18 protein-coding genes are annotated in these 22,343 nt (G+C 63.1%); 14 read left to right on the plus strand and 4 right to left on the minus strand.

What is annotated here, in order from left to right:
• The first annotated feature begins 164 nt into the window (after positions 1–164).
• The 7 genes from D9M09_RS07535 (at position 165) to D9M09_RS07565 (ending at position 8,561) form a co-directional block, all read left to right on the plus strand.
• On the plus strand, positions 165–1,229 hold the full coding sequence (locus D9M09_RS07535) for a YeiH family protein (protein WP_083287284.1): 1,065 nt from the start codon (positions 165–167) through the stop codon (positions 1,227–1,229).
• A 16-nt stretch (positions 1,230–1,245) separates the two neighbouring features.
• On the plus strand, positions 1,246–2,565 hold the full coding sequence (locus tag D9M09_RS07540; protein WP_070291276.1) for a D-amino acid dehydrogenase: 1,320 nt from the start codon (positions 1,246–1,248) through the stop codon (positions 2,563–2,565).
• A 64-nt stretch (positions 2,566–2,629) separates the two neighbouring features.
• Positions 2,630–3,406: a thiazole synthase gene (locus D9M09_RS07545; RefSeq protein ID WP_162995817.1), complete on the plus strand. Its 777-nt coding sequence runs from the start codon at positions 2,630–2,632 to the stop codon at positions 3,404–3,406.
• An 82-nt stretch (positions 3,407–3,488) separates the two neighbouring features.
• Positions 3,489–4,499 carry a porin gene (locus D9M09_RS07550; RefSeq protein ID WP_070225018.1) on the plus strand — a complete coding sequence of 337 codons (1,011 nt, stop codon included), beginning with the start codon at positions 3,489–3,491 and terminating at the stop codon, positions 4,497–4,499.
• Between the two features lie 225 nt (positions 4,500–4,724).
• A complete protein-coding gene (xsc, locus tag D9M09_RS07555) occupies positions 4,725–6,539 on the plus strand; it encodes a sulfoacetaldehyde acetyltransferase (protein ID WP_121668956.1) in 1,815 nt (604 codons plus the stop codon).
• Positions 6,540–6,796: 257 nt separating this feature from the next.
• A complete protein-coding gene (gene pta / locus D9M09_RS07560) occupies positions 6,797–7,798 on the plus strand; it encodes a phosphate acetyltransferase (protein ID WP_121668957.1) in 1,002 nt (333 codons plus the stop codon).
• A 1-nt stretch (position 7,799) separates the two neighbouring features.
• Positions 7,800–8,561: a sulfite exporter TauE/SafE family protein gene (locus D9M09_RS07565; protein ID WP_240453579.1), complete on the plus strand. Its 762-nt coding sequence runs from the start codon at positions 7,800–7,802 to the stop codon at positions 8,559–8,561.
• Here the strand turns inward: D9M09_RS07565 and D9M09_RS07570 are convergent.
• Positions 8,558–9,955: an RtcB family protein gene (locus D9M09_RS07570; protein ID WP_240453580.1), complete on the minus strand. Its 1,398-nt coding sequence runs from the start codon at positions 9,953–9,955 to the stop codon at positions 8,558–8,560. The two genes, D9M09_RS07565 and D9M09_RS07570, sit on opposite strands and share 4 nt — an antisense overlap.
• 437 nt (positions 9,956–10,392) lie before the next feature.
• On the opposite strand from D9M09_RS07570, the gene D9M09_RS07575 reads away from it, so the two are divergent.
• The 3 genes from D9M09_RS07575 to D9M09_RS07585 all read left to right on the plus strand — a co-directional run bounded on the left by D9M09_RS07575 (position 10,393) and on the right by D9M09_RS07585 (position 13,354).
• Positions 10,393–11,280: an RNA ligase family protein gene (locus tag D9M09_RS07575; RefSeq protein ID WP_121668960.1), complete on the plus strand. Its 888-nt coding sequence runs from the start codon at positions 10,393–10,395 to the stop codon at positions 11,278–11,280.
• Positions 11,277–12,419 carry an AAA family ATPase gene (locus tag D9M09_RS07580; protein WP_430886689.1) on the plus strand — a complete coding sequence of 381 codons (1,143 nt, stop codon included), beginning with the start codon at positions 11,277–11,279 and terminating at the stop codon, positions 12,417–12,419. Before D9M09_RS07575 ends, D9M09_RS07580 begins: the two co-directional genes overlap by 4 nt.
• A gap of 242 nt (positions 12,420–12,661) precedes the next feature.
• Positions 12,662–13,354: a choice-of-anchor E domain-containing protein gene (locus tag D9M09_RS07585; RefSeq protein WP_121668961.1), complete on the plus strand. Its 693-nt coding sequence runs from the start codon at positions 12,662–12,664 to the stop codon at positions 13,352–13,354.
• Here D9M09_RS07585 and D9M09_RS07590 read toward each other — a convergent pair whose 3' ends face one another.
• Genes D9M09_RS07590 through D9M09_RS07600 form a run of 3 tightly spaced genes read right to left on the minus strand, consistent with a single transcriptional unit; the run spans position 13,355 to position 16,937 of the window.
• A complete protein-coding gene (locus tag D9M09_RS07590; protein WP_121668962.1) occupies positions 13,355–15,088 on the minus strand; it encodes a cobaltochelatase CobT-related protein in 1,734 nt (577 codons plus the stop codon).
• Positions 15,085–16,059 (minus strand): AAA family ATPase, encoded by a 975-nt coding sequence (locus D9M09_RS07595; RefSeq protein ID WP_240453581.1) that lies wholly within the window; start codon positions 16,057–16,059, stop codon positions 15,085–15,087. The genes D9M09_RS07590 and D9M09_RS07595 overlap by 4 nt, the downstream gene beginning before the upstream one ends.
• A 41-nt stretch (positions 16,060–16,100) precedes the next feature.
• Positions 16,101–16,937: an IclR family transcriptional regulator gene (locus tag D9M09_RS07600; protein WP_373632440.1), complete on the minus strand. Its 837-nt coding sequence runs from the start codon at positions 16,935–16,937 to the stop codon at positions 16,101–16,103.
• Between the two features lie 223 nt (positions 16,938–17,160).
• On the opposite strand from D9M09_RS07600, the gene xsc (D9M09_RS07605) reads away from it, so the two are divergent.
• From xsc (D9M09_RS07605) to tauA, 4 genes are all read left to right on the plus strand, one after another.
• Entirely contained in the window at positions 17,161–18,969 is a 1,809-nt protein-coding gene (xsc, locus tag D9M09_RS07605; RefSeq protein WP_121671000.1) for a sulfoacetaldehyde acetyltransferase, read from the plus strand.
• A 294-nt stretch (positions 18,970–19,263) separates the two neighbouring features.
• Positions 19,264–19,671, plus strand: coding sequence for a nuclear transport factor 2 family protein (locus D9M09_RS07610; protein WP_070219222.1), 408 nt, complete (start codon positions 19,264–19,266; stop codon positions 19,669–19,671).
• Between the two features lie 25 nt (positions 19,672–19,696).
• Entirely contained in the window at positions 19,697–21,136 is a 1,440-nt protein-coding gene (locus D9M09_RS07615) for an NAD(P)/FAD-dependent oxidoreductase (protein ID WP_121671001.1), read from the plus strand.
• Positions 21,137–21,252: 116 nt separating this feature from the next.
• On the plus strand, positions 21,253–22,314 hold the full coding sequence (tauA, locus tag D9M09_RS07620; RefSeq protein ID WP_121668964.1) for a taurine ABC transporter substrate-binding protein: 1,062 nt from the start codon (positions 21,253–21,255) through the stop codon (positions 22,312–22,314).
• Positions 22,315–22,343 lie beyond the last annotated feature (29 nt).

Consider the following 22,343-nt stretch of genomic DNA (forward strand, 5'->3'; position numbering starts at 1 on the left):
GCCGCGCCGCTTGTCGTTTACGGTGCTGATACCATTAAAACGTCAGTTTCCGGAACATCTGGTTTCGATTTTCATGGAAAAGCATGGACTTCGCTAGCCCATCGTGTATTATTAAAAAACGAGATGAAATGTCCCAATTTTTAAAACATTATGAGCGGACCAGCATGAAAACTAACTCCTCAGCGATAACGCGCGTTGTCGACAAGAACATCCCCTATTTGTCTTCCGCCATCGCCATCTGGCGTCCCCGCGCCGTGCTGCGCAGCTGGCCCGGCGTGGCCATCGCGCTGGTGATCGCCCTGTCGGCGACCTTTATTTCCAGCAATTACGGCGGGCCCCAGCTGCTGTACGCGCTGTTCTTCGGCCTGGCCTTCCACTTCCTCGCGTCCGATCCCACCTGCAAGCCCGGCATCGAGTTTTGCAGCAAGGTGCTGCTGCGCACGGGCGTGGCCCTGCTGGGCGCGCGCATCACCTTCAACCAGATTGCTTCCGTGGGCGTGACGCCGTTATTGATCGTCGTCGGCGGCCTGATCGCCACCCTGGGCTTCGGCTACCTGCTGGCCAAATGGCTGAAACGTCCGATCACGGAAGGTATTTTGTCGGGCGGCTCCGTCGCCATCTGCGGCGCGTCGGCCGCGCTGGCCATCTCGGCCGTGCTGCCGCAAACCAAGGAAAACGAAAAGTTCACCCTGCTGACGGTGGTGGGCGTGACGTCGCTGTCGACGCTGGCCATGATCGTGTATCCGCTGCTGGTCAAGCTGCTGGGCTTTGACCCGACGGAAGCGGGCGTGTTCATCGGCGGCACCATCCATGACGTGGCGCAAGTGGTGGGTGCCGGCTACCTGGTCAGCAACCATACGGGCGACGTCGCCACCTTCGTGAAACTGACGCGCGTCGCCTGCCTCGTGCCCGTCGTGCTGGGCCTGTCGATCATGTTCAAGCGCAAGGACGGCAAGAGCGAAGTCGATGCGCCGCCGCTGGTGCCGTTCTTCCTGATCGGCTTTGTCTGGCTCGTCATCACGAACAGCCTGGGCCTGATTCCGCAGGAAGTGAATGGCTGGATCAACAATGCCTCGCGCGCCTGCCTCGTCATTGCGATTGCCGCTCTGGGCGTGAAAACTTCGTTCCAGTCGCTGGCCTCGCTGGGTTGGCGTCCCGTGATCATGCTGGTGATGGAGACCGTGTGGATCGCCGCCTTCGTCGCCATCGCCGTCCTGCTGACGCGTTAAGCGCATCGGGCCCGCCATGAAAGTCCTCGTTCTCGGCGCCGGCGTGGTCGGCACGGCATCGGCCTGGTATTTGCGCCAGGCGGGCCATGACGTGCGCGTGCTCGAGCGCCAGGCGGGCGCCGCGCAGGAAACCAGTTTCGGCAACGGCGGGCAGATTTCCGTCTCGCACGCGGAACCGTGGGCCAATCCCGCCACCCTGCGCAAGGTCGTTAGCTGGCTGGGCAAGGACGACGCGCCGCTGCTGTTCCGTCCCCGCCTGGACCCGCTGCAATGGCAGTGGGCCTTGCACTACCTGCGCGAATGCCTGCCGTCCAGGGTGGCGCGCAACATGCGCCAGATCGTCGCCCTGGCCGAGTACAGCCGCCAGAGCCTGCAAGCCTTGCGTCGCGAGACGGGGATTACCTATGATCACCTGGAACGGGGCATTTTGCATTTCTATACGGACGAGCAGGAGTTTGATAAATCGCAAGCGGGCGCCGCGCTCCTGCGCGAACTGGGCTGTCCGCGCAATACCGTCAGCGCCGATGAAGTGATTCGATTGGAGCCGGCCTTGCGCCACGCGCGCAGCCGTATCGTGGGAGGCGACTTCACGGCCAGCGACGAGTCGGGCGACGTGCATCTGTTTACCACGGCGCTGGCCGCCCGCGCGGCGGCGGCCGGCGTGGATTTCCAGTACTGCACGACGGTGACGCGGCTGCTGGAAGATGGTGCGAATGGCGCACGCATCACGGGCGTGGAATGCATCGATGCGCAGGGGCGCCACCGGCTGGAATACGCGGACGCCGTGGTGGTGGCCATGGGCAGCTTTTCCGCACCGCTGCTGCAGCCGCTGGGCATCCGGCTGATGTTGTATCCGGGCAAGGGCTACTCGGCCACGTATCCGATTCTTGATTCCGCCGCCGCACCCAGCGTATCGCTGACGGACGACGGCCACAAACTCGTGTTTTCGCGCCTGGGCGAGCGCCTGCGCGTGGCGGGCACGTGCGAGCTGAACGGCTACACGCGCGAACTCAACCCCGTGCGCTGCGCCGCCATCACGCGCCGCGTGCAGGCGCTGTTCCCCGATGCCTGCGATTACGGCGATCCCGTCTACTGGGCCGGCCTGCGCCCCCTGACACCGTCGAACGTCCCCTACATCGGCGCCACGCGCTACCGCCAGCTGTTCCTCAACACGGGCCACGGCACCCTGGGCTGGACCATGGGCTGCGGCGCGGGCAGGGCGATCGCCGACCTCGTGTCGGGACGGCGGCCGGAAGTCGATTTTGCGTTTTGCGGGCAACGCTTGGCACCGCAGTCTGCGGCAGAGGAGTTCCGGGGTCAGACCCGCCGGGTCTGACCCCAGCTTTAACTTAGGAGATCACGATGAGAGACGACGCCACCCCCGCCCGCCCGCCAGTGGCCTGACCCTGGCCGGCACCACCTACCAGTCGCGCCTGCTGGTGGGCACCGGTAAATACAAGGATTTCGAGGAGACGCGCCTCGCCATCGAGGAAAGCGGCGCCGAGATCGTCACCGTGACCATCCGCAGGGTGAATATCGGCCAGGAAAAGGGCGAGCCGAACCTGCTCGACTTCATCCCGCCGTCGAAATACACGATCCTGCCCAACACGGGCGGCTGCTACAACGCACGCGATGCCGTCTACACTCTGCAACTGGCGCGCGAGCTGCTGGGCGGCCACCAGTTGTGCAAGCTGGAAGTGCTGGGCGATGAAAAGACCCTGTTCCCGAACATGCCGGAAACGTTAAAGGCGGCGGAGCAGCTGGTGCGCGACGGCTTCCAGGTGATGGTGTATTGCAGCGACGACCCCATCCAGGCGCGCATGCTGGAAGACCTCGGCTGCATCGCCGTCATGCCGCTGGCGTCATTGATCGGCTCGGGCATGGGCATTCTCAATCCATGGAATCTGTCCCTGATCATCGAGCAAGCCAAGGTGCCCGTGCTGGTGGACGCGGGCGTGGGTACGGCGTCGGACGCGGCCATCGCCATGGAACTCGGTTGCGACGGCATCTTGATGAATACTGCCATCGCGGCGGCGCGCGAGCCGATCCGCATGGCGCGCGCCATGAAACTGGCAGTGCAGGGCGGACGCGAGGCCTATCTGGCCGGACGCATGCCCCGGAGAGCGGGCGCCATGAGCGCTTCGCCCTCGTCGCCGATGGCCGGGCTGATCGCCTGAGTTGCCGCATTTACCGCAGTTTGCAGCACCGTTGTTGATTCTGTTTGAAGCACCCATAAAAACCACAATACCTGGAGATGACATGAAACACACACTCGTAGCGGCAGCCATCCTGGCCTCCTTCTTCGCCGGCAACGCCAGCGCCCAATCGTCCGTCACCGTGTACGGCTTGCTCGACGCGGGCTTCACGTCCGAGCACGGCGGCGCGGACGGTTCCGTCACCAAGCTGGCCACCGGCGTGCAGTCGGGCAGCCGCATCGGCTTCAAGGGCACGGAAGACCTGGGCAACAACTTGAAAGCCAATTTCCTGCTGGAAAATGGCCTCGACGTGGACACGGGCGCCAACCGCCAGGGCGCCTTGTTCGGGCGCAAGGCCTACGTGGGCCTGTCCGGCGGCTTCGGCGCCGTGAACCTGGGCTTGCAGCACAACCCGCTGTTCACGGCGCTGGACAATATCGACCCCTTCGAGACGGGCCTGACGGGCGCCTCGATCAACCTGATGAGCGTGGCCAGCCTGCGCACGAAAAATTCCATCATGTATGAGACGCCCAAGGTCAAGGGCCTGTCGGCATCGATCATGTACGGTCTGGGAGAGAAGCCGGACAGCAATACGCTGGGCCGCACCATCGACTTTTCCATCGACTACGCCAACGGCCCGCTCGTGCTGACCCTGGCGCACGACAACCGCAAGGACACGCCGCTGAACACGGCGAAAGTGACCTTGCTGGGCGGCACTTACGACTTCGGCCCCGCCAAGCTGCACGCCGCCTATGAAACGGACAAGGACGATGCGGGCACGGATTTCCGCAACTACATGCTGGGCGCGTCGGCTCCCGTGGGCGCGGCGGGCAGCGTGATGGCCTCGTACATCCGCAAGGATGACCGCACGAATGCGCGCCGCGGCGGGCGCCAGCTGGCCATCGGCTACACGTATGCCTTGTCCAAGCGCACGAACCTGTACACCTCGTACGGGCGCATCAGCAACGATGGCGCTGGCACCAACTTCGTTGGCGACGCCTCCAGCGGCGGCAGCGTGCCCTTGCCTGGGCATAACTCGAGCGCCTTCACGGCCGGCATGCGCCTGAAGTTCTAAACGCGGCGGCGCAGGTAGCGATGGCGGCTTGTCTGTTGCGGATAAGCCGCCATTGTTGTTTCAGGAATGGGCCTAAGTCACGGATTCCGGATTCAGGAATGAAACAGTCCGATTTTTCATGAATTTTCATTGACAGCGCATTTCGCAACCGTTAAATTGAACACGTATTTCAAATATCGGAACAAAATATACCGATTTTTTATAAAACCGTAAGGAGACTGAGCCATGACCGATTTGTCCGACCAAAAAGCCGCCGCAGCCGCGATACCTGTGGGCCCGCAAAAGATGACGCCTTCCGAAGCGTTCGTGGAAACCCTGGCCGCCAATGGCGTGACCGACATGTTCGGCATCATGGGCTCGGCCTTCATGGACCCGATGGACATTTTTGCCCCCGCCGGCATCCGCCTGATCCCCGTCGTGCACGAGCAGGGCGCCGGCCACATGGCTGACGGCTATGCCCGCGTCTCGGGCCGCCATGGCGTCGTCATCGGCCAGAACGGCCCCGGCATCAGCAATTGCGTCACGGCCATTGCCGCCGCCTACTGGGCGCATACGCCCGTCGTGATCATTACCCCCGAGACGGGCACGATGAGCATGGGCCTGGGCGGCTTCCAGGAAGCGAACCAGTTGCCGATGTTCGAGGAATTTACGAAATATCAGGGTCATGTGACCAATCCCGCCCGCATGGCGGAATTCACGGGCCGCTGCTTTGACCGCGCCATGTCGGAAATGGGGCCGACGCAACTGAACATCCCGCGCGACTATTTTTATGGCGAAATCAAGGCCGAGATCCCGAAACCGAACCGCCTGGACCGCGGCGCCGGCGGCGAGCAAAGCCTCAACGATGCGGCCGAGCTCTTGGCCAAGGCCAAGTTCCCCGTGATTATCTCGGGCGGCGGCGTGGTCATGGGCGAAGCGATCGAAGAGTGCAAGGCCCTGGCCGAGCGCCTCGGCGCCCCCGTCGTGAACAGCTATCTGCATAACGATTCCTTCCCCGCCAGCCACCCGCTGTGGTGCGGCCCGCTGGGCTACCAGGGTTCCAAGGCGGCGATGAAACTGATCGCCAAGGCCGACGTCGTCGTCGCTTTGGGTTCGCGCCTGGGACCGTTCGGCACCTTGCCGCAGCACGGCATGGATTACTGGCCGAAGAACGCGAAGATCATCCAGATCGATGCGGACAACAAGATGCTGGGCCTGGTCAAAAAGATTTCGGTCGGCATCTGCGGCGATGCCAAGGCGGCCGCCAAAGCCATCCTGTCCCGCCTCGATGGCAAGAGCCTCGACTGCGACGCCACGCGCGACGCGCGCTATGTCACCGTGCAAGCGGAGAAGGCGGCGTGGGAAGAGGAATTGACGAACTGGACCCATGAAAAAGATGCGTACAGCCTGGACATGATCGAAGAGCAGAAGAAAGAGCCGGGCAACTACCTGCACCCGCGCCAGGTCTTGCGCGAGCTGGAAAAAGCCATGCCGGAAGACGTGATGGTGTCGACCGACATCGGCAACATCAACTCGGTGGCCAACAGCTATCTGCGCTTTGAAAAGCCGCGCAGCTTCTTTGCGGCGATGAGCTTTGGCAACTGCGGTTATGCCTTCCCGACCATCATCGGCGCGAAAGTGGCGGCGCCGCACCGTCCGGCCGTGTCGTATGCGGGCGACGGCGCCTGGGGCATGAGTTTGATGGAAACGATGACCTGCGTGCGCCACAACATTCCCGTCACGGCCGTGGTGTTCCACAACCGCCAGTGGGGCGCGGAAAAGAAGAACCAGGTCGATTTCTACAACCGCCGCTTCGTTGCCGGCGAGCTCGACAACCAGAGTTTCGCGGAAATTGCGCGGGCCATGGGCGCCGAAGGCATCACGGTCGACAAGCTGGAAGACGTGGGCCCGGCGCTGAAGAAGGCGATCGACATGCAGATGAATGAAGGCAAGACAACCATCATCGAAATCATGTGCACGCGCGAACTGGGCGATCCGTTCCGCCGCGATGCGCTGAGTAAACCAATTCGTCATCTGGATAAGTATAAAGACTACGTTTGATGCGCTGAGGTTGTTGGATTACGCCCGTTGGGCTAATCCAACCTACCCAACCTGCCCAACCTACGCGACTGTGTAGGTCGGATTAGCCGGGCAAAGCCCGGCGTAATCCGACACCACCCGGGCAGTAGCCAGGCCCGGCGTCATCCGACGCCACCCCGACCGATCCTTGTATGACCCCGGCTTGCCGGGTTTTATGTGCCGGAACCATCTTTATGCTTCCATGGTTCCGGCACTTTTTTTACCGAATTGGAGTCGCCATGAAAGCCCTGCACCGCATCATCGAGCAAGCCCGCGCCGTGCCGAAAAACATCGTGTTGTGCGAGGGCGGCGATGCGCGCGTGCTGCAGGCGGCCGCGCGGGCTGCCGCCGAAGGGCTGGCGCACATTACCCTCGTCGGCCAGCCGGCCGCCATCCTCGCCCTGGCGCACGAGCACGGGCTTGACCTCGATAGCGTGCGCCTGGTCGACCCGGCCACGTCCGACGAGTCGGAACACTATGCCCAGCAATTGTTCGTGCTGCGCCAGGCCAAGGGCATGACGGTGGAGCAGGCGCGCATCGCCGTGCAAGACCCGCTGTGCTACGCCAACCTGATGGTGCGCCTGGGCGACGCCGACGGCTGCGTGGCGGGGGCCGTGCACACGACGGCCGACGTGGTGCGCAGCGCCATCCAGATCATCGGCGTCGATCCCGCCTTCAAGCTCGTGTCGAGCTTTTTCCTGATGATGTTGTGCGAACCGTTCCACAGCCTGAAGGGCGGATTCATCTTTTCCGACTGCGCCCTCGTCGTCGATCCGAAAGCCGAGGAATTGGCCGACATCGCCATGGCCGCCGCCGACAGCGCGCAAGCCTTGCTGATGGAAGAACCGCGGGTCGCCATGCTGTCGTTTTCCACCAGCGGCAGCGCCCACCATGCGGCCGTCGACAAGGTGCATGCGGCCACGGACCGCGTCAAGGCCCAGCGTCCGCTGCTGGCCATCGATGGCGACGTGCAGCTCGACGCGGCCATCGTGGCCGAGATTTCCCAGAGAAAAGTCAAGGACTCCGTCGTCAACGGCCGCGCCAACGTGCTGGTGTTCCCGAACCTCGATGCGGGCAATATCGGCTACAAGCTGGCCGAACGCATGGGCGGCGCCGTCGCCATCGGCCCCTTGCTGCAAGGCTTGAACAAGCCGGCCAACGATTTGTCACGCGGCTGCAGCGCCGACGATGTCTACAACGTGATTGCGGTGACGGCCGTGCAGGCCCAGGGTGGGCGCTGAGTTGTTCAGCTTGCCCGTGCTGGCGCTGCTGGGCGTGGTGGCGGCGGGCACGTATTTCCAGACCGTCACGGGCTTTGGCCTGGGCATGATCGTCATGGGCGTGGCCAGCGGCCTCGGCCTGGCGCCCGTGCCCGCACTGGCGGCCCTCGTCAGTTTGTTGTCGCTGGCCAATTGCCTCGTGGCCTTGCCGGGCGCCTTGCACCACCTGGACTGGCGCGCCATCCGCGCCGCCAGCATCGGCTTGCTGCCGGCCATGGCGGCCGGCGTCTTGCTGTTGGGATATCTGGACCAGGCGTATGCGCCCGTGCTGAAACTGTTGCTGGGCGCGGCCATCGTATATGGCGGCGTCAGCATCCTGCTGCAGGCCCCGCCGGGACCGGGCGCGGCGGATAAACGCAGCTTTTTCATCAGCGGCGTGTGCGGCGGCCTGTTCTCGGGCCTGTTTTCGCTGGCCGGCCCGCCGCTCGTGTACCAGTTTTACCGCCAGGAAATGAGTTTGACCACCATCCGCTACAGCCTGATCTTTTTGTTTGCCATCAGTGCGGGCGGACGCTCGCTGATGGCGGGCAGCCAGGGCCAGCTCGATGGGAAAGTCTTGCTGCTGTGCGCGCTGGCCTTGCCCGTCGGCGTGCTGGCCACGATGGCCGGCAAGCGCTACCCGCCGCCGATCGCCCAGCGCGGCATGCGCCGCATCGCGTTTGCCGTGCTGACCGCCATCGGCCTGTCGCTGATGGCGGCGGCCGTGCCGCAATTGCTGCGCTAGGCCTTGAACGTCAATAAAGGTTTCAAGTGCGCCACCGATTGCAGCAAGCCCGCTTCCTCCTGCGCGGCGATGACGGGACCGATCTTTTTATACGCCATCGGCGCTTCCTCGACGCGGCGTTCCTCGCGCAGCGTCACGCACTGGAAGATCATCTCGTCGCCGCCCACCGTGGGCCGGATGGCGCGCATGGCTTGCCTGCGGATGCTGCGTCCCGCGCCGTGCGAGCACGACCACAGCCAGTCGGGGTTGCCCATCCCCGTTGCCACGTAGGAATAGTCGCCCATGGAGCCGGGGATCAGCGCCAGGTCGCCTTCGCGCGCCGGCGTGGCGCCCTTGCGGTGGATGTTCATGCCATGCTCGCGCAGGATGACGTTGTGCGGCACGTCGACCACCAGGCGCGATTGATCCTGCGCAAACACTTGCGACAGGCTGTCGCGCACCAGTTCGGCCAATACCATGCGGTTGACCCAGGCATAGCGCGAGGCCACGCCCATGGCGTCCATGTATTCGCCGGCCAGTTCGCCCGTCAAGCCGTACAGGCCCGACTGCGGGTGGCGCACGCCTTTCGGCCACGCCTCCCTGGCGCGATCCATCCAGCGGCTGCCGACAAAAAAACCCACGTCGCGGCTGCCGCTGTGGATCATGACGACCACTTCGCCCGGTACCAGCCCGTGCCGGTACGCGGCGTGGCGGTCCATGACCGTATCGACCAGCTGGATTTCCACAAAATGGTTGCCCGATCCTGTCGTGCCCAGGCTGGGATCGCGTATCACTTCGCGCGTGCCGACCAGCGCTGCGGGCGCATGGCGCAAGCCGCCGCCCAGTTCGCGCAGGGCGATGCAAGCGTCGAGCTCGCGCAGCAAACGCTCCTTGTCGACGCGGGGCCACAAGCCATCGTCATGCAGGCTGTCGATGAACGCTGCCGGACCCACGTCGAACAGGGCGGCAAACGCCTTCGAGCGCAGCGGCACGTTGCGGCCGTCTTCCAGCAACACGTGTTTGAGCTTGGCGAGCAGTTGCGGCTTGCGCGCTTCGAACTGGGCCAGGGTCAAGCCCGTCGTGATCAGGCGCATGCCGCAGGCGATGTCCGTGCCGGGGATGGCGGGGATCACCATGTCGGGGCTGGTGGCGACGATGCTGCCGACGGGCGCGATGCTGCCAGGGTGGAAGTCGGGCGTGGCGCACGCCTTGCACACATGGCCATCCTGGCCGGGCACGGCGACGGCGGCAAATTCCATCAGCTGTCGCACGGCTTTTTCCTCGAGGGGAAAGTTATGGGGCAGCAGCACGGACGCCTGGGCGTGCGGATTGCTGAGCGTATAAATACCGTCGGCATAGGCGACGGCGATGCCCAGGCGGCGCAGGGCTTTTTGTAATCTGGATAGGGGAAACACGATTCTGCTCCGGAAATAACGAATGCACGGCCCTTTTGCAAGGGCCATGTTTGTTTTCCACGCAGCAGCGACAGGAAGTGCCGCCAGCTTAGCAAATTTTGCGCAGCCTGCAAAGCGGGGGTGCGTACAAGGTTGCGCACGATACGGAAGAGCCACTTGCAAAATAATCAAACAGCCTTTATATTCGCGGTTCTTTCTCGAACCTCTTCCTTATTGGAGCCAAAAGTGCCTCGCTTCTTCGCCATCACCTGCTAACGCTGACGAAATGCTCTCTGCAGCATCGTTCGGCGCGTTGACGCCCCCGATTGCTGCGGCACTGTTTTTGCTCCCTCCGCGCACGTATACAGGACCACCGTCCTGATCGTCCACGCCCGAACACGTCGTCAGCACCCCTGACCCTGTATGGACACGCCCCGGTGAACGCGGCGTGGGACGCTATGTTTTTACAATCTTTACCCTTATTTAAATACCCGCGCACGCCGCACCTGGAAGGCTCGCGCCTGCAGGACGGCGACGACGGTTCCGACCAGATGCCATTGAAAAAGCTGGCCGGCAGGTACGTCGTCATCGAGGAAAAAATCGATGGCGCCAACTCCGCCGTGTCGTTCAGCGATGCGGGCGAGGTGCTGCTGCAGTCGCGCGGCCACTACCTGGCGGGCGGCGGCAGTGAACGCCAGTTCAACCTGTTGAAACCGTGGGCCCATGCGCACGAGCACGCCTTGCTGGGCTTGCTGGAAGACCAGTATGTGCTGTTTGGCGAGTGGTCTTACAGCAAGCATTCCGTGTTTTACGACCGCCTGCCTCATTATTTCAACGAGTTCGACGTGTATTGCCGCCGCAGCCAGATGTTTTTGTCGACGGCGCGCCGCCACGCCATGCTGGCCGGCTCGCCCGTGCTGTCCGTTCCCGTGCTGTATGCGGGCACCATGCCCGCGTCGCCGAAACAGCTGTGGCAGCTGCTGCGCCATTCGCTGGCCAAGTCCCGGTTGTGGCGCGACGCCTTTGAAAACGTGGTGGCGCGCGAACGCTTGCCGCTGGACCTGTGCTGGAAGCAGACGGACAAGTCCGACCACGCGGAAGGCCTGTACCTGAAAGTGGAAGACGACGAGCAAGTGCTGGCCCGCTACAAGCTGGTGCGGCATGACTTTACGCAAACCATCCTCGACAGCGGCTCGCACCACAGCACGCGACCGTTGATCCCGAATCTGCTGGCCGACGGCGTCGATCTGTACGCGCCGCAGCCGCTCGTGACGTGGGAGAGCCTGGGTTTACACACCTGCAGCACGCTCGACGAGCTGGCAGCTTACTCAAGGAGTACACAATGATGAACTGGAAAACCCTGCAGCAACTGGTGCCCACAGCGGGCCAGTCGCCCGACTTCAGCGCCTGCCTGGCTGCCTTCCCGCAGCTGGAACTGGCGAAGACGACGCCGCAAAACCCCGTGTACCACGCGGAAGGCGACGTGTGGACGCATACGATGATGGTGGTGGAGTCCCTGCTGGGCATGCCTGAATATCAGCAAGCCACGCGGGCGGAACAGGAAATCGTGTTCCTGGCCGCCTTGCTGCACGACGTGGCCAAGTGCAGCACCACGGTGATCGACCCGATGACGGGCGCCATCGGCCAACCCGGTCACTCGCGCAAGGGCGCCCTTGATGCGCGCATCGCCTTGTGGGACTATGACGTGCCGTTTGCCGTGCGCGAGGAAATCTGCCGTTTGATTAACGTACATCAAGTGCCGTTCTTTGCGCTGGAGCAATCGCGGCGCGGCGTGACGCCGGAATTTACCGTGCGCGAACTGTCGTGGCAGGTCGATATCCGCCTGCTGGCCATGCTGGCCGAGGCCGATATTCGCGGCCGCATCTGCCCCGACCCGCAGCGCATCCTCGACGCCATCGAGCTGTTCCGCGAACTGGCGCGCGAGGAGGGCTGCTATGGCCAGCGCAGGGTCTTCGTCGACGACCACACGCGCGTCAAATACTTTCGCGGCGCCGAGGCGCATCCCGATTATCCGCTGTTCCAGGAGCCGGGTTCGCACGTGATCGTCATGTCGGGCTTGCCCGCATCGGGCAAGAACACGTGGGTGGACAAGCACCATCCGCGCCTGCCCATCGTGTCGTTTGACGATGCGCGGACGGCCTTGGGCTTGAAGCACGGCAAGAACGAGGGGCAGGTGGGCGACTATGCGGAAGAGCGGGCGCGCGAACTGCTGCGCAAGCACGAACCGTTCGTGTGGAATGCCACGCATCTGTCCAAGCTGATGCGCGAGAAGACGCTCAACCTGCTGTACAAATACCATGCGCAGGTGGAGCTCGTGTACCTGGAACAGCCGCGCAAGGAGTTGCTCAGGCGCAACGGCCAGCGCGACACATCGCTCAGCAACAAGAAGCTGCAAGCGATGCTGTGGAACTGGGAAATTCCGCTGCCGATGGAGGCGCATGCCGTGCGTTACTGCGTCGATTGAGGCGCCCGCCAATGTGTCGCACTGCGTTCGTCCGCTTTTGCGATAGTTGCATGAGCAATCAAAATGTTAATGGTTATTTTTAAAATTGCAACAAACTGAGTATATTGTGACTCTTTCATTTATTACAATGAATTGTCTGGTTAGCTGAATGGCCGGGCTGTGGCGCGAGGGACTTCCCTCGCGCTTCCTGCGTGAATCACTGCGTGATCCACTCTTCCTCATTGAATGAACAGGAGTCATCGATGCAAAAATCTCTCATCGCACTGGCCGCAGCCGCCGTGCTAAGCCTTGGCGCCGCATCTTCCGCGCAGGCGGCCACCCAGACCATCAGCTTCAGCGCCGACCGCGCCCTGGGCGCCACCAACTGGTCAGACACCCTGGGCCTGGGCAAGTTCGACAGCAACCTGGGCACCCTGACGTCGATCAAATTCCATCTGGAAGGCGCCGTGCAGGGCAGCGGCCGGACGGAAAGCCTGGACGCCAGCGCGTCGAACGTGACCCTGAGCCTGGCCTCGCTGCTGACCTTGTACCGTCCCGACAACTCCACCTTGCTGGTGGCCAATCCGCTGTTCACGCAGACATTCGCCCTGAGCGCCTTTGATGGCAGCATCGATTTCGCCGGCACCTCGGGCGCCAGCACGGGCCTGCGCTCGAGCACGGGCTCGAATGGCTACACGAGCGCCAGCGCCAGCGACTTCGCCCTGTTTTCCTCGGCGGGCGGCGGTTTGATTTACCTGGGCTTGAACGCCGTCGGCTCCTCGACGGGCAGCGGCGCGGGCAATTTGCTGACGCAGTTCCAGACGTCCGCTTCCGGCCGCGTGGCAGTGACGTATGAATACGTGAGCGCCGTGCCGGAGCCGGAAACCTATGTGATGCTGCTGACGGGGCTGGCGCTGGCCGGCGTGATGGCGCGCCGCCGCAAGCCCCGCACCTGATCAGCGCCGGCCGCGCCCGGCGATCAGCTGGGCGATCTCGCTGAACAGTTCATTGTTCAGCGAGGCGGGCAGGGTGGTGGCCAGGCTGCGGCTGTAATAAGCGCCCAGGTCCAGGCCCAGGCCCAGCCCGCAAATTTCCACGGCGCCCTGCGCTTCGCGGCGCGCCACCACTTGCTTTAAATGTTGCGCCAGATAAAACTCGTCGTTGGCCAGATTCGTGGCCGTATCCATCGGGCAACCATCTGACACGACGAGCAGGATGCGCCGCCGCTCCGGGCGTGCCAGCATGCGGTTGCAGGCCCAGTCCACGGCTTCGCCATCGACGCCTTCGCGGTACAGGTCCGCCTTCAGCAGGGCCGCGATGTCGGGCCGCGCGCGGCGCCAGTTCGTCTCGCCATCCTTGAACACCATGTGCACGAGTTCGTTCAAGCGGCCCGGGTTGGCGGGCGAGCGGGCGCGCATCCAGTCGCGCTTGACGCGGCCCCCGTTCCACGCGCCCGTCGTAAAGCCCAGCAATTCCGTCGTGATGCCCGCCTGATCCAGTGCGCGCAGCAAGATGTCCAGCAGCACGGCCACGGATTCCGCATGCGTCTTCATGGAACCGGAGCAATCGACGAGAAAGGTGACGAGGCAATCAGCCTGGGGCAGAAATTGTTCCTTGCGAAACAGCCTGCGCTCGGAGGGCGAGCTGATCAGCTGCGCCAGGCGCCGGCCATCGATATAACCTTCTTCCTCGCCGAACGACCAGCCGTCGCGCTGGGGCACGGCCAGCAATTGCGTGAAGCGCCGGGCCAGGCGCGCCGTGTTGATGCCCAGGCTGGCGATGCGACCATCCATGCGTTCGCGGTACTCGAGCAGCAGGGCGCGGCGCACGAGCTCGCCCGCCTTGTCTTCGCGGTCGTAGGCCGTGGAGTACGCCTTGTAGCCGCCAGCGCCATCGCTGAAGGCGCGGCTCTCGCCCAGCGGGGCGGCGTCTGGCACATTGTCGTTATCGCTGTCGAAATCGAGCAGCAGCTTGAACGCTGCCCGCGCCTTGGCGTCGCCCCCGTCGTCCTGGTCTCCCTCGCGCGCCGCTTGCGCCTCTTTCAGCATGGCATCGACGGCGTGGGCGATGGACAGCGCGTGGCGCGCAAAGGCGGCCTGGTCGGTGCGGTGGCGGCGCAAGCCCGCCAGGTCGCCGCTCAGTTGCGAGGAAACGGACCAGCGCGTCGCTTCGATGAAATCTTCCGTCTTTTCCAGCACGGGCCGGGCCGTCAGGCGCGACCAGCACATTTGGAACACTGTATACAAGAGCAAGCCCGATGCGCCTTCGGCCAGGCCGGAATCGTAGAACGCGTGCGACCATACCGTAAAACGGTGGCGCAGGTTGGCGATGACGCCGGCATGTTGATCTGGCGCCAGCGTTTCCACGCGCAGTTGCTCCAGCAGCTCGAAGACGAGCCGCGCCACGGGGTCAAGCGGGCACAGCGACTTGTGCAGGGCCGCATCCGTGTGCAGCAGGCGCAGGGCCACGCTGTCGGCCGCGCCGCGCAGCGAGGGCAAATCCTGCAGCGCCGCATCGGGCTGCAGATGGGCCGCGTGGATGGGCAGGGGACGGTGGCCGTCGTGCAGGCGCCGGCCCCGGTAGCGGACGGAGGCAACGCCGCTCAGTGCGCGGATCGCGCCCGCGCACAACTCGTCCGTTTCCTGTTGTTCGCGCGTGTAGGCGGCGGGCGCGGTCGCTTCGGTGCTCATGCCTGGCTCGCCAGCAATTCCTCGTTGAAACAGCGCTGGTAATACTCGGCCACCATGGGCCGCTCGGCCTCGTCGCATTTGTTGAGGAAGGACAGGCGGAAGGCCAGGGCCGGATCGCGGAAGATCTGGCAGTTTTCCGCCCAGGTGATTACCGTGCGCGGCGACATCAGGCACGCGAGGTCGCCCGCCGCATAGCCGTGGCGCGTGAGGCTGGCCACGGCCACCATGCTGCTTGCCAGCTGGCGGCCCGCCTCGTCATTCATGGCGGGGACACGCGCCAGCACGATCTCCGTTTCTTCGTGCTGCGGCAAATAGTTCAATGTGGCAACGATGTTCCAGCGGTCGATCTGCGCGTGATTGAGCACTTGCGTGCCGTGGTACATGCCGTTCAGGTTGCCCAGACCCACCGTGTTCGACGTGGCGAACAGGCGGAAGTGGGGGTGCGGCGTGATGACCCGGTTCTGGTCGAGCAAAGTAAACTTGCCGTCGCGCTCGAGGATGCGCTGGATGACGAACATCACGTCGGGGCGGCCCGCGTCGTACTCGTCGAAGATCAGGGCCACGGGCCGTTGCAGCGACCAGGGCACGATGCCTTCCTGGAATTGCGTCACCTGCTGCTGCTCGCGCAGCACGATGGCGTCCTTGCCGACCAGGTCCAGGCGGCTGATGTGGCCGTCGAGGTTGACCCGCACGCAGGGCCAGTTCAGGCGCGCCGCCACCTGCTCGATATGCGTGGATTTGCCCGTGCCGTGCAAGCCTTGCACCATCACGCGGCGGTTATGCGTGAAACCGGCGAGTATCGCCAGGGTCACATCCTTGTTGAAGCGGTAGGCGGGATCGATGTCGGGCACGTGCGGGTCGCGTTCCGTGAAGACGGGCACGAGCAGGTCGCTGTCGATATGGAACAGGCTGCGCACGGACTGCAAGGATTGCGCTGCGGCGGCGGGGGGATGTTGGCGTGAATCTGGCACCTTGTTCTCCTGGTCAAGCCGCAGCATGGGTGCCGCAGCGGTTATGAATTACCTGTCTGCAATGCGTCGTCGTCCCCGCCCGTCGTCGGCATGGTTTCCGATTCGATGGCGGCCAGGGCTTGCGCGGCGCGTTGCAATGCTGGCAAGAAATGTAAAGCCTTGTCGTGCGTCAAACGGATGATGGGCGCCTGGATCGCCACGGCCAGGTTCGAGCGGCCGTTCGGGTTCGGCACCAGCACGGCCACGCACAGCAGGCCGGGCAGGAATTCCTCGTCGTCCAGCGCATAGCCGTTGCGGCGCACCAGTTCCAGTTCGCGCTCGAGCTTGACGGGGTCCGTTTCCGTCTTGTCCGTAAAGCGCGTCAATTCCATGTGGCCCAGCAGGCGGCGCCGTTGCACAGGCGTCATTTGCGCCAGGAACAGCTTGCCGCTCGACGAGCAGTGCGCGGGCACCCGCGAACCCGGATGCAGGTAGAAGCGCAGCGGCGCCGCCGTTTCCACGCGGTCCAGGTACACCACTTCGCTGCCGCTGAAGGCCGTCAGGTTGCAGCTTTCGCCCACTTCCTCGACCAGCTGGCGCAAGACCATGCGGCGGGCGCCATGGAAGGTGTTGTTAATCAAGAGGTTAGACGCCAGGCGGCGCAGGCGCACGCCCGTGCTGTAGTGGCGGCCGTCGCTTTCGCGCTGCAGCACGCCCACGCTTTCCAGCTGTTGCAGCATGCGGTGCAGGGTGGGCTTCGGCAGCCCCGTTTCTTCCACCAGCGCTTGCAGCGACAGCAACTGGTCTTTTTCGGCAATCACTTCCAGCAAGGCAAACAAACGCATCGTGGGCGTGTCGCCTTCCAGTTTTTCCGGCTCAAGTTTTGGGGATGAAATCATGTCCATGGTGGCCTCGGTTGGGTATCTGAGTGTTACATCAGCTTATTTCATTTTCGAACTCAAATTGTACCGTTTCCTCGAAATTCTGTTTGACTTTTGATTGCTGAACGCTTAAATTGAATTGTATATCAAATTTCGGAACAAAATATACCGTTTTTTGATAAATAAGTTGATAAATACGCTGCAGTTCATTACCACAGACCAGGAGACACCCATGAATGACATGACCGAGCAAAAAGCCGCCGCCGCAGCGGCCACCCCCACCGGCCCGCAAAAGATGACGCCTTCCGAAGCGTTCGTGGAAACCCTGGCCGCCAATGGCGTGACCGACATGTTCGGCATCATGGGCTCGGCCTTCATGGACCCGATGGATATCTTCGCCCCCGCCGGCATCCGTTTGATCCCCGTCGTGCACGAGCAGGGCGCCGGCCACATGGCTGACGGCTATGCCCGCGTGTCGGGCCGCCATGGCGTCGTCATCGGCCAGAACGGCCCCGGCATCAGCAATTGCGTCACGGCGATTGCCGCCGCCTACTGGGCGCACACGCCCGTCGTGATCATTACCCCGGAGACGGGCACGATGAGCATGGGCCTGGGCGGCTTCCAGGAAGCGAACCAGTTGCCGATGTTCGAAGAATTTACAAAATATCAAGGCCACGTCACGAATCCGGCCCGCATGGCGGAATTCACGGGCCGCTGCTTCGACCGCGCCATGTCGGAAATGGGGCCGACGCAATTGAACATCCCGCGCGACTATTTTTATGGCGAAATCAAGGCCGAGATCCCGAAACCGAACCGCCTGGACCGCGGCGCTGGCGGCGAGCAAAGCCTCAACGATGCGGCAGAACTGCTGGCCAAGGCCAAGTTCCCCGTGATCATCTCGGGCGGCGGCGTCGTCATGGGTGAAGCGATCGAGGAATGCAAGGCCCTGGCCGAGCGCCTCGGCGCGCCCGTGGTGAACAGCTACCTGCACAACGACTCGTTTCCCGCCAGCCACCCGCTGTGGTGCGGTCCGCTCGGCTACCAGGGTTCCAAGGCGGCGATGAAACTGATCGCCCAGGCCGACGTCGTCGTCGCCCTCGGTTCGCGCCTGGGACCGTTCGGCACCTTGCCGCAGCACGGCATGGATTACTGGCCGAAGAACGCCAAGATCATCCAGATCGACGCCGACAACAAGATGCTGGGCCTGGTGAAGAAGATTTCGGTGGGCATCTGCGGCGACGCCAAGGCGGCCGCGAAAGCCATCCTGGCGCGCCTCGATGGCAAGACGCTCGACTGCGATGCCACGCGCGACGCGCGCTATGCCACGGTGCAAGCGGAAAAGGCGGCGTGGGAAGAGGAATTGAGCAACTGGACCCATGAAAAAGATGCGTACAGCCTGGACATGATCGAAGAGCAGAAGAAAGAGCCGGGCAACTACCTGCACCCGCGCCAGGTCTTGCGCGAGCTGGAAAAAGCCATGCCGGAAGACGTGATGGTGTCGACCGACATCGGCAACATCAACTCGGTGGCCAACAGCTATCTGCGCTTTGAAAAGCCGCGCAGCTTCTTTGCGGCGATGAGCTTTGGCAACTGCGGTTATGCCTTCCCGACCATCATCGGCGCGAAAGTGGCGGCGCCGCACCGTCCGGCCGTGTCGTATGCGGGCGACGGCGCCTGGGGCATGAGTTTGATGGAAACGATGACCTGCGTGCGCCACAACATTCCCGTCACGGCCGTGGTGTTCCACAACCGCCAGTGGGGCGCGGAAAAGAAGAACCAGGTCGATTTCTACAACCGCCGCTTCGTTGCCGGCGAGCTCGATAACCAGAGCTTCGCCGAGATCGCGCGGGCCATGGGCGCCGAAGGCATCACGGTCGACAAGCTGGAAGACGTGGGTCCGGCCCTGAAGAAGGCGATCGACATGCAGATGAATGAAGGCAAGACGACCATCATCGAAATCATGTGCACGCGCGAGCTGGGCGACCCGTTCCGCCGCGATGCGCTGAGTAAACCAATTCGTCATCTGGATAAATATAAAGACTACGTTTGATGCGTTGAGGTTGTTGGATTACGCCCGTTGGGCTAATCCAACCTACCCAACCTACGCAATTTACGCGTGGTGCTGGCGTAGGTCGGATTAGCCGGGCAAAGCCCGGCGTAATCCGACAAAGCGTTGTGACCAAATTCTCACAGATTGTCACGAAAACATCATAATTTCAATAAAGAAGACAAAGCGTCCCGGTAATTGAATTATTTGATTTGACAAGGCCATGCTTAAGGCTTAAATTCAATAAAAGACAAAAAACGGAACGTAGCGTATCAAAAACGATTTACGGAGACCACCATGAACCACCCTGTACCGCACACCGACGCCGTCACCACCGACTTCCTGCAAGCCTTCGGCGATGCCTGGAACCGCCACGATATCGAGGCCCTGATGGCCGCCATGGCCGACGACTGCGAATTTCACGCCGTGGCCGGCCCTGACTTGCTGGGCAAGAGTTTTGTCGGCCGCGACGCCGTGCGCGCCGGTTTCGAGCTGGCCTGGCAAACCTTTCCCGACGCCGCCTGGCTCAACCCGGAGCACTTCGTCAGCGGCCAGCGCGGCGTGACGGAATCGACCTTTGCCGGCACCAAGGCGGACGGCACGCGTATCGAGGCGCGCATGGTCGACATCTTCACTTTCCGCGACGGCAAGATCGCCGTGAAGAACGCCTTCCGCAAGGATCGCCCACCCGTCGTCAAAGCTTAAGCCAGTACGTTCACCGGGAATGATCATGAACAAACCTGTCGACACTCCATCTGACGTATTGGGCAGCAGCACCGCCGCCCGCACGCCCTACGATCCCGCCTTCGATCCGCTGGTGGCCCAGCGCCCCGGCCACGGCAATGCCTACGCGCCCACCTACTGGATCGGCACGGCCGGCGAGCCGCCCGCCGACGACGGCCCCATCACGCATGACATCGACGTCGACGTGGCCATCATCGGCTCGGGTTTTACCGGTCTCTCCTGCGCCATCTTCCTTGCCCAGGAACACGGCATCAAGGCTACCGTGCTGGAAGCGAACCGGGTCAGCTGGGGCTGCAGCACGCGCAACGGCGGCCAGGCGCAATGCACGACGGGCCGCCTGAAGCGCTCGCAGTGGATCGCCCGTTACGGCATGGACACGGCCCTCAAATTGCACACGGAAGTGTGCGACGCGATGCAGACATTCAAGAAGATCACGGCCGACATCGATTGCGACCCGCAGCCGGGCGGCCACCTGTACATCGCCCACAAGGCGAAAGCCATGCCCGCGCTGGAAAAAGAAGCCAAGGTCATGCGCGAGATCTTCAAGTATGACGCGCGCATCCTCGATGCCGACACCGTCAAGCGCGAATTCGTCGACGACAAGGAAGCGGCCGGCGCGCTGCACGAGCCGGAAGGCATCGGCATCCACGCGGGCAAGCTGGCCTTCGGCTACCTGCGCAAGGCGCGCGCGCTGGGCGCCAAGGTGCATCCGTCCAGCCCCGTGATGGGCTGGGAAACGCGCAACGGCGTGCATTACCTGCAAACGCCGGGCGGCGTGGTGCGGGCCCGCTCTGTGGCCGTGGCCACGGGCGGCTACACCTCGCCCCACCTGCATGCGCAAGTGAAGAACCGGTTGCTGCCGATCCTGTCGAATTCCATCGTCACGCGCCCGTTGACCCCGGCGGAAATCGAGGCGTGCAACTTCCGTACCCACCAGGTGATCACGGATACGCGCATCCTGCGCCACTACTACCGCTTGATGCCGGACAACCGCGTGCAGATCGGCAGCCGCAGCGCCATCACGGGCGCCGACGCGCCGGACGACAGATATAAACAGTTTTTGATCAACGATCTGCACCGCAAGTTCCCCGCGCTGACCGGTATTCCCATCGATTACTCATGGTGGGGCTGGGTCGACGTCAGCCACGACATGATGCCGCGCATCGTGCAACCGGACCCCAAGCAATCGATTTTTTATTCACTCGGTTACGGCGGCAACGGCGTCATGTACTCGGCCCAGGCGGGCCGTCGCATGGCCGAACGCATCGCGGGCAAGGCCAGCGACACGGGCTTGCCGATCTTCAATTCGAAATTGCCGTATCCCAACATGATGGAACTGGTCGAGTCGCAAGCGTTCGCCCCGTTCCGCCGCCTGGGCCAGCGTTTCCTGTACCGCTGGTATCACTTGAAGGATGAAGTGTTTTAAATAGCAGTAGCCGTACTAAGCCGCCGCATGGTTGACAAAGAGCAAACAGCGGCGCCTCCCGCAAGGGATGAGATTGCCCGAACGTTCACACATAACAATAAATCTTGGAGTGAGACATGAACACATACACGAGCAAAAACGCGAGCAAAACGGTTTTTTCAACGCTGCGCCGCGCCGTTCTCGGCACCCTGGTGCTGGGCGTGGCGGTCGCATCGAGCGGCACGGCCTTCGCGCAGGGCAAGGAAGTAACGATTGCCTACCAGGAAATCAACGGCCCCTTCCTGGTGGCGATCGCCAGCGGCGAAGTGGAAAAGACCACCGGCTATAAAATCAACTGGCGCAAGTTCGACTCGGGCGCCAAGGTAGCCACGGGCATGGCGTCCGGCGACGTGCAGATCGGCGTCATCGGTTCCAGCCCGTTGACGGCGGCCGTCAGCCGCGGCGTCGACCTGCAGCTGTTCTGGATCATCGACGACATCAACGAAGCCGAAGCGATGGTGGCCCGCAATGGCGCCGGCATCAGCAAACCGGCCGACTTGCGCGGCAAGAAGATCGCCGTGCCGTTTGTTTCCACCACACACTTCCACACCATGTTCGCGCTGGAAACGTGGGGCATCAAGCCCACGGAAGTGAAATTGCTCAACATGCAGCCGAACCAGATCGCCGCCGCCTGGGAACGGGGCGACATCGATGCGGCCTTCGTGTGGGACCCGGCCTTGAGCAAACTCAAGCAAAACGGCAAGGTGCTCGTCACTTCCGGCGAACTGAGCAAGAAGGGCAAGGCCACGTTTGACGGCATGGCCGTCGAGCGCGCCTGGGGCGAAGCGAACGCCGACTTCATGGCCAAGTTCGTCAAGGTGATGGCCGCTGCCGACGCCGACTACCGCGCCAATCCGAAGGCGTGGACCATCGATTCCCCGCAAGTGAAAGCCAACGTCAAGCATTCGGGCGCGGCTGCCAAGGACGTGGCCGCTTCCGTGGCCTTGTACGCCTATCCATCGCTGCAGGAACAGGCCTCGCCGGCCTGGCTCGGTGGCGGCGCGAAGGGCGGCGTGGCGCAAGCCTTGCTGGCCACCGCGCAATTTTTGAAAGCTGAAGGCAAGATCGACAGCCTGGCTCCCGATTACGCCAAATATGTGACACCCAGGTATGCACAGGCCGCCGGCCTGCTGAAGTAAACGTTGTGCGATGGCGCGCCTGCGGGCGC

The sequence above is a fragment of the Janthinobacterium agaricidamnosum genome, from assembly GCF_003667705.1.
GTDB lineage: Bacteria > Pseudomonadota > Gammaproteobacteria > Burkholderiales > Burkholderiaceae_D > Janthinobacterium.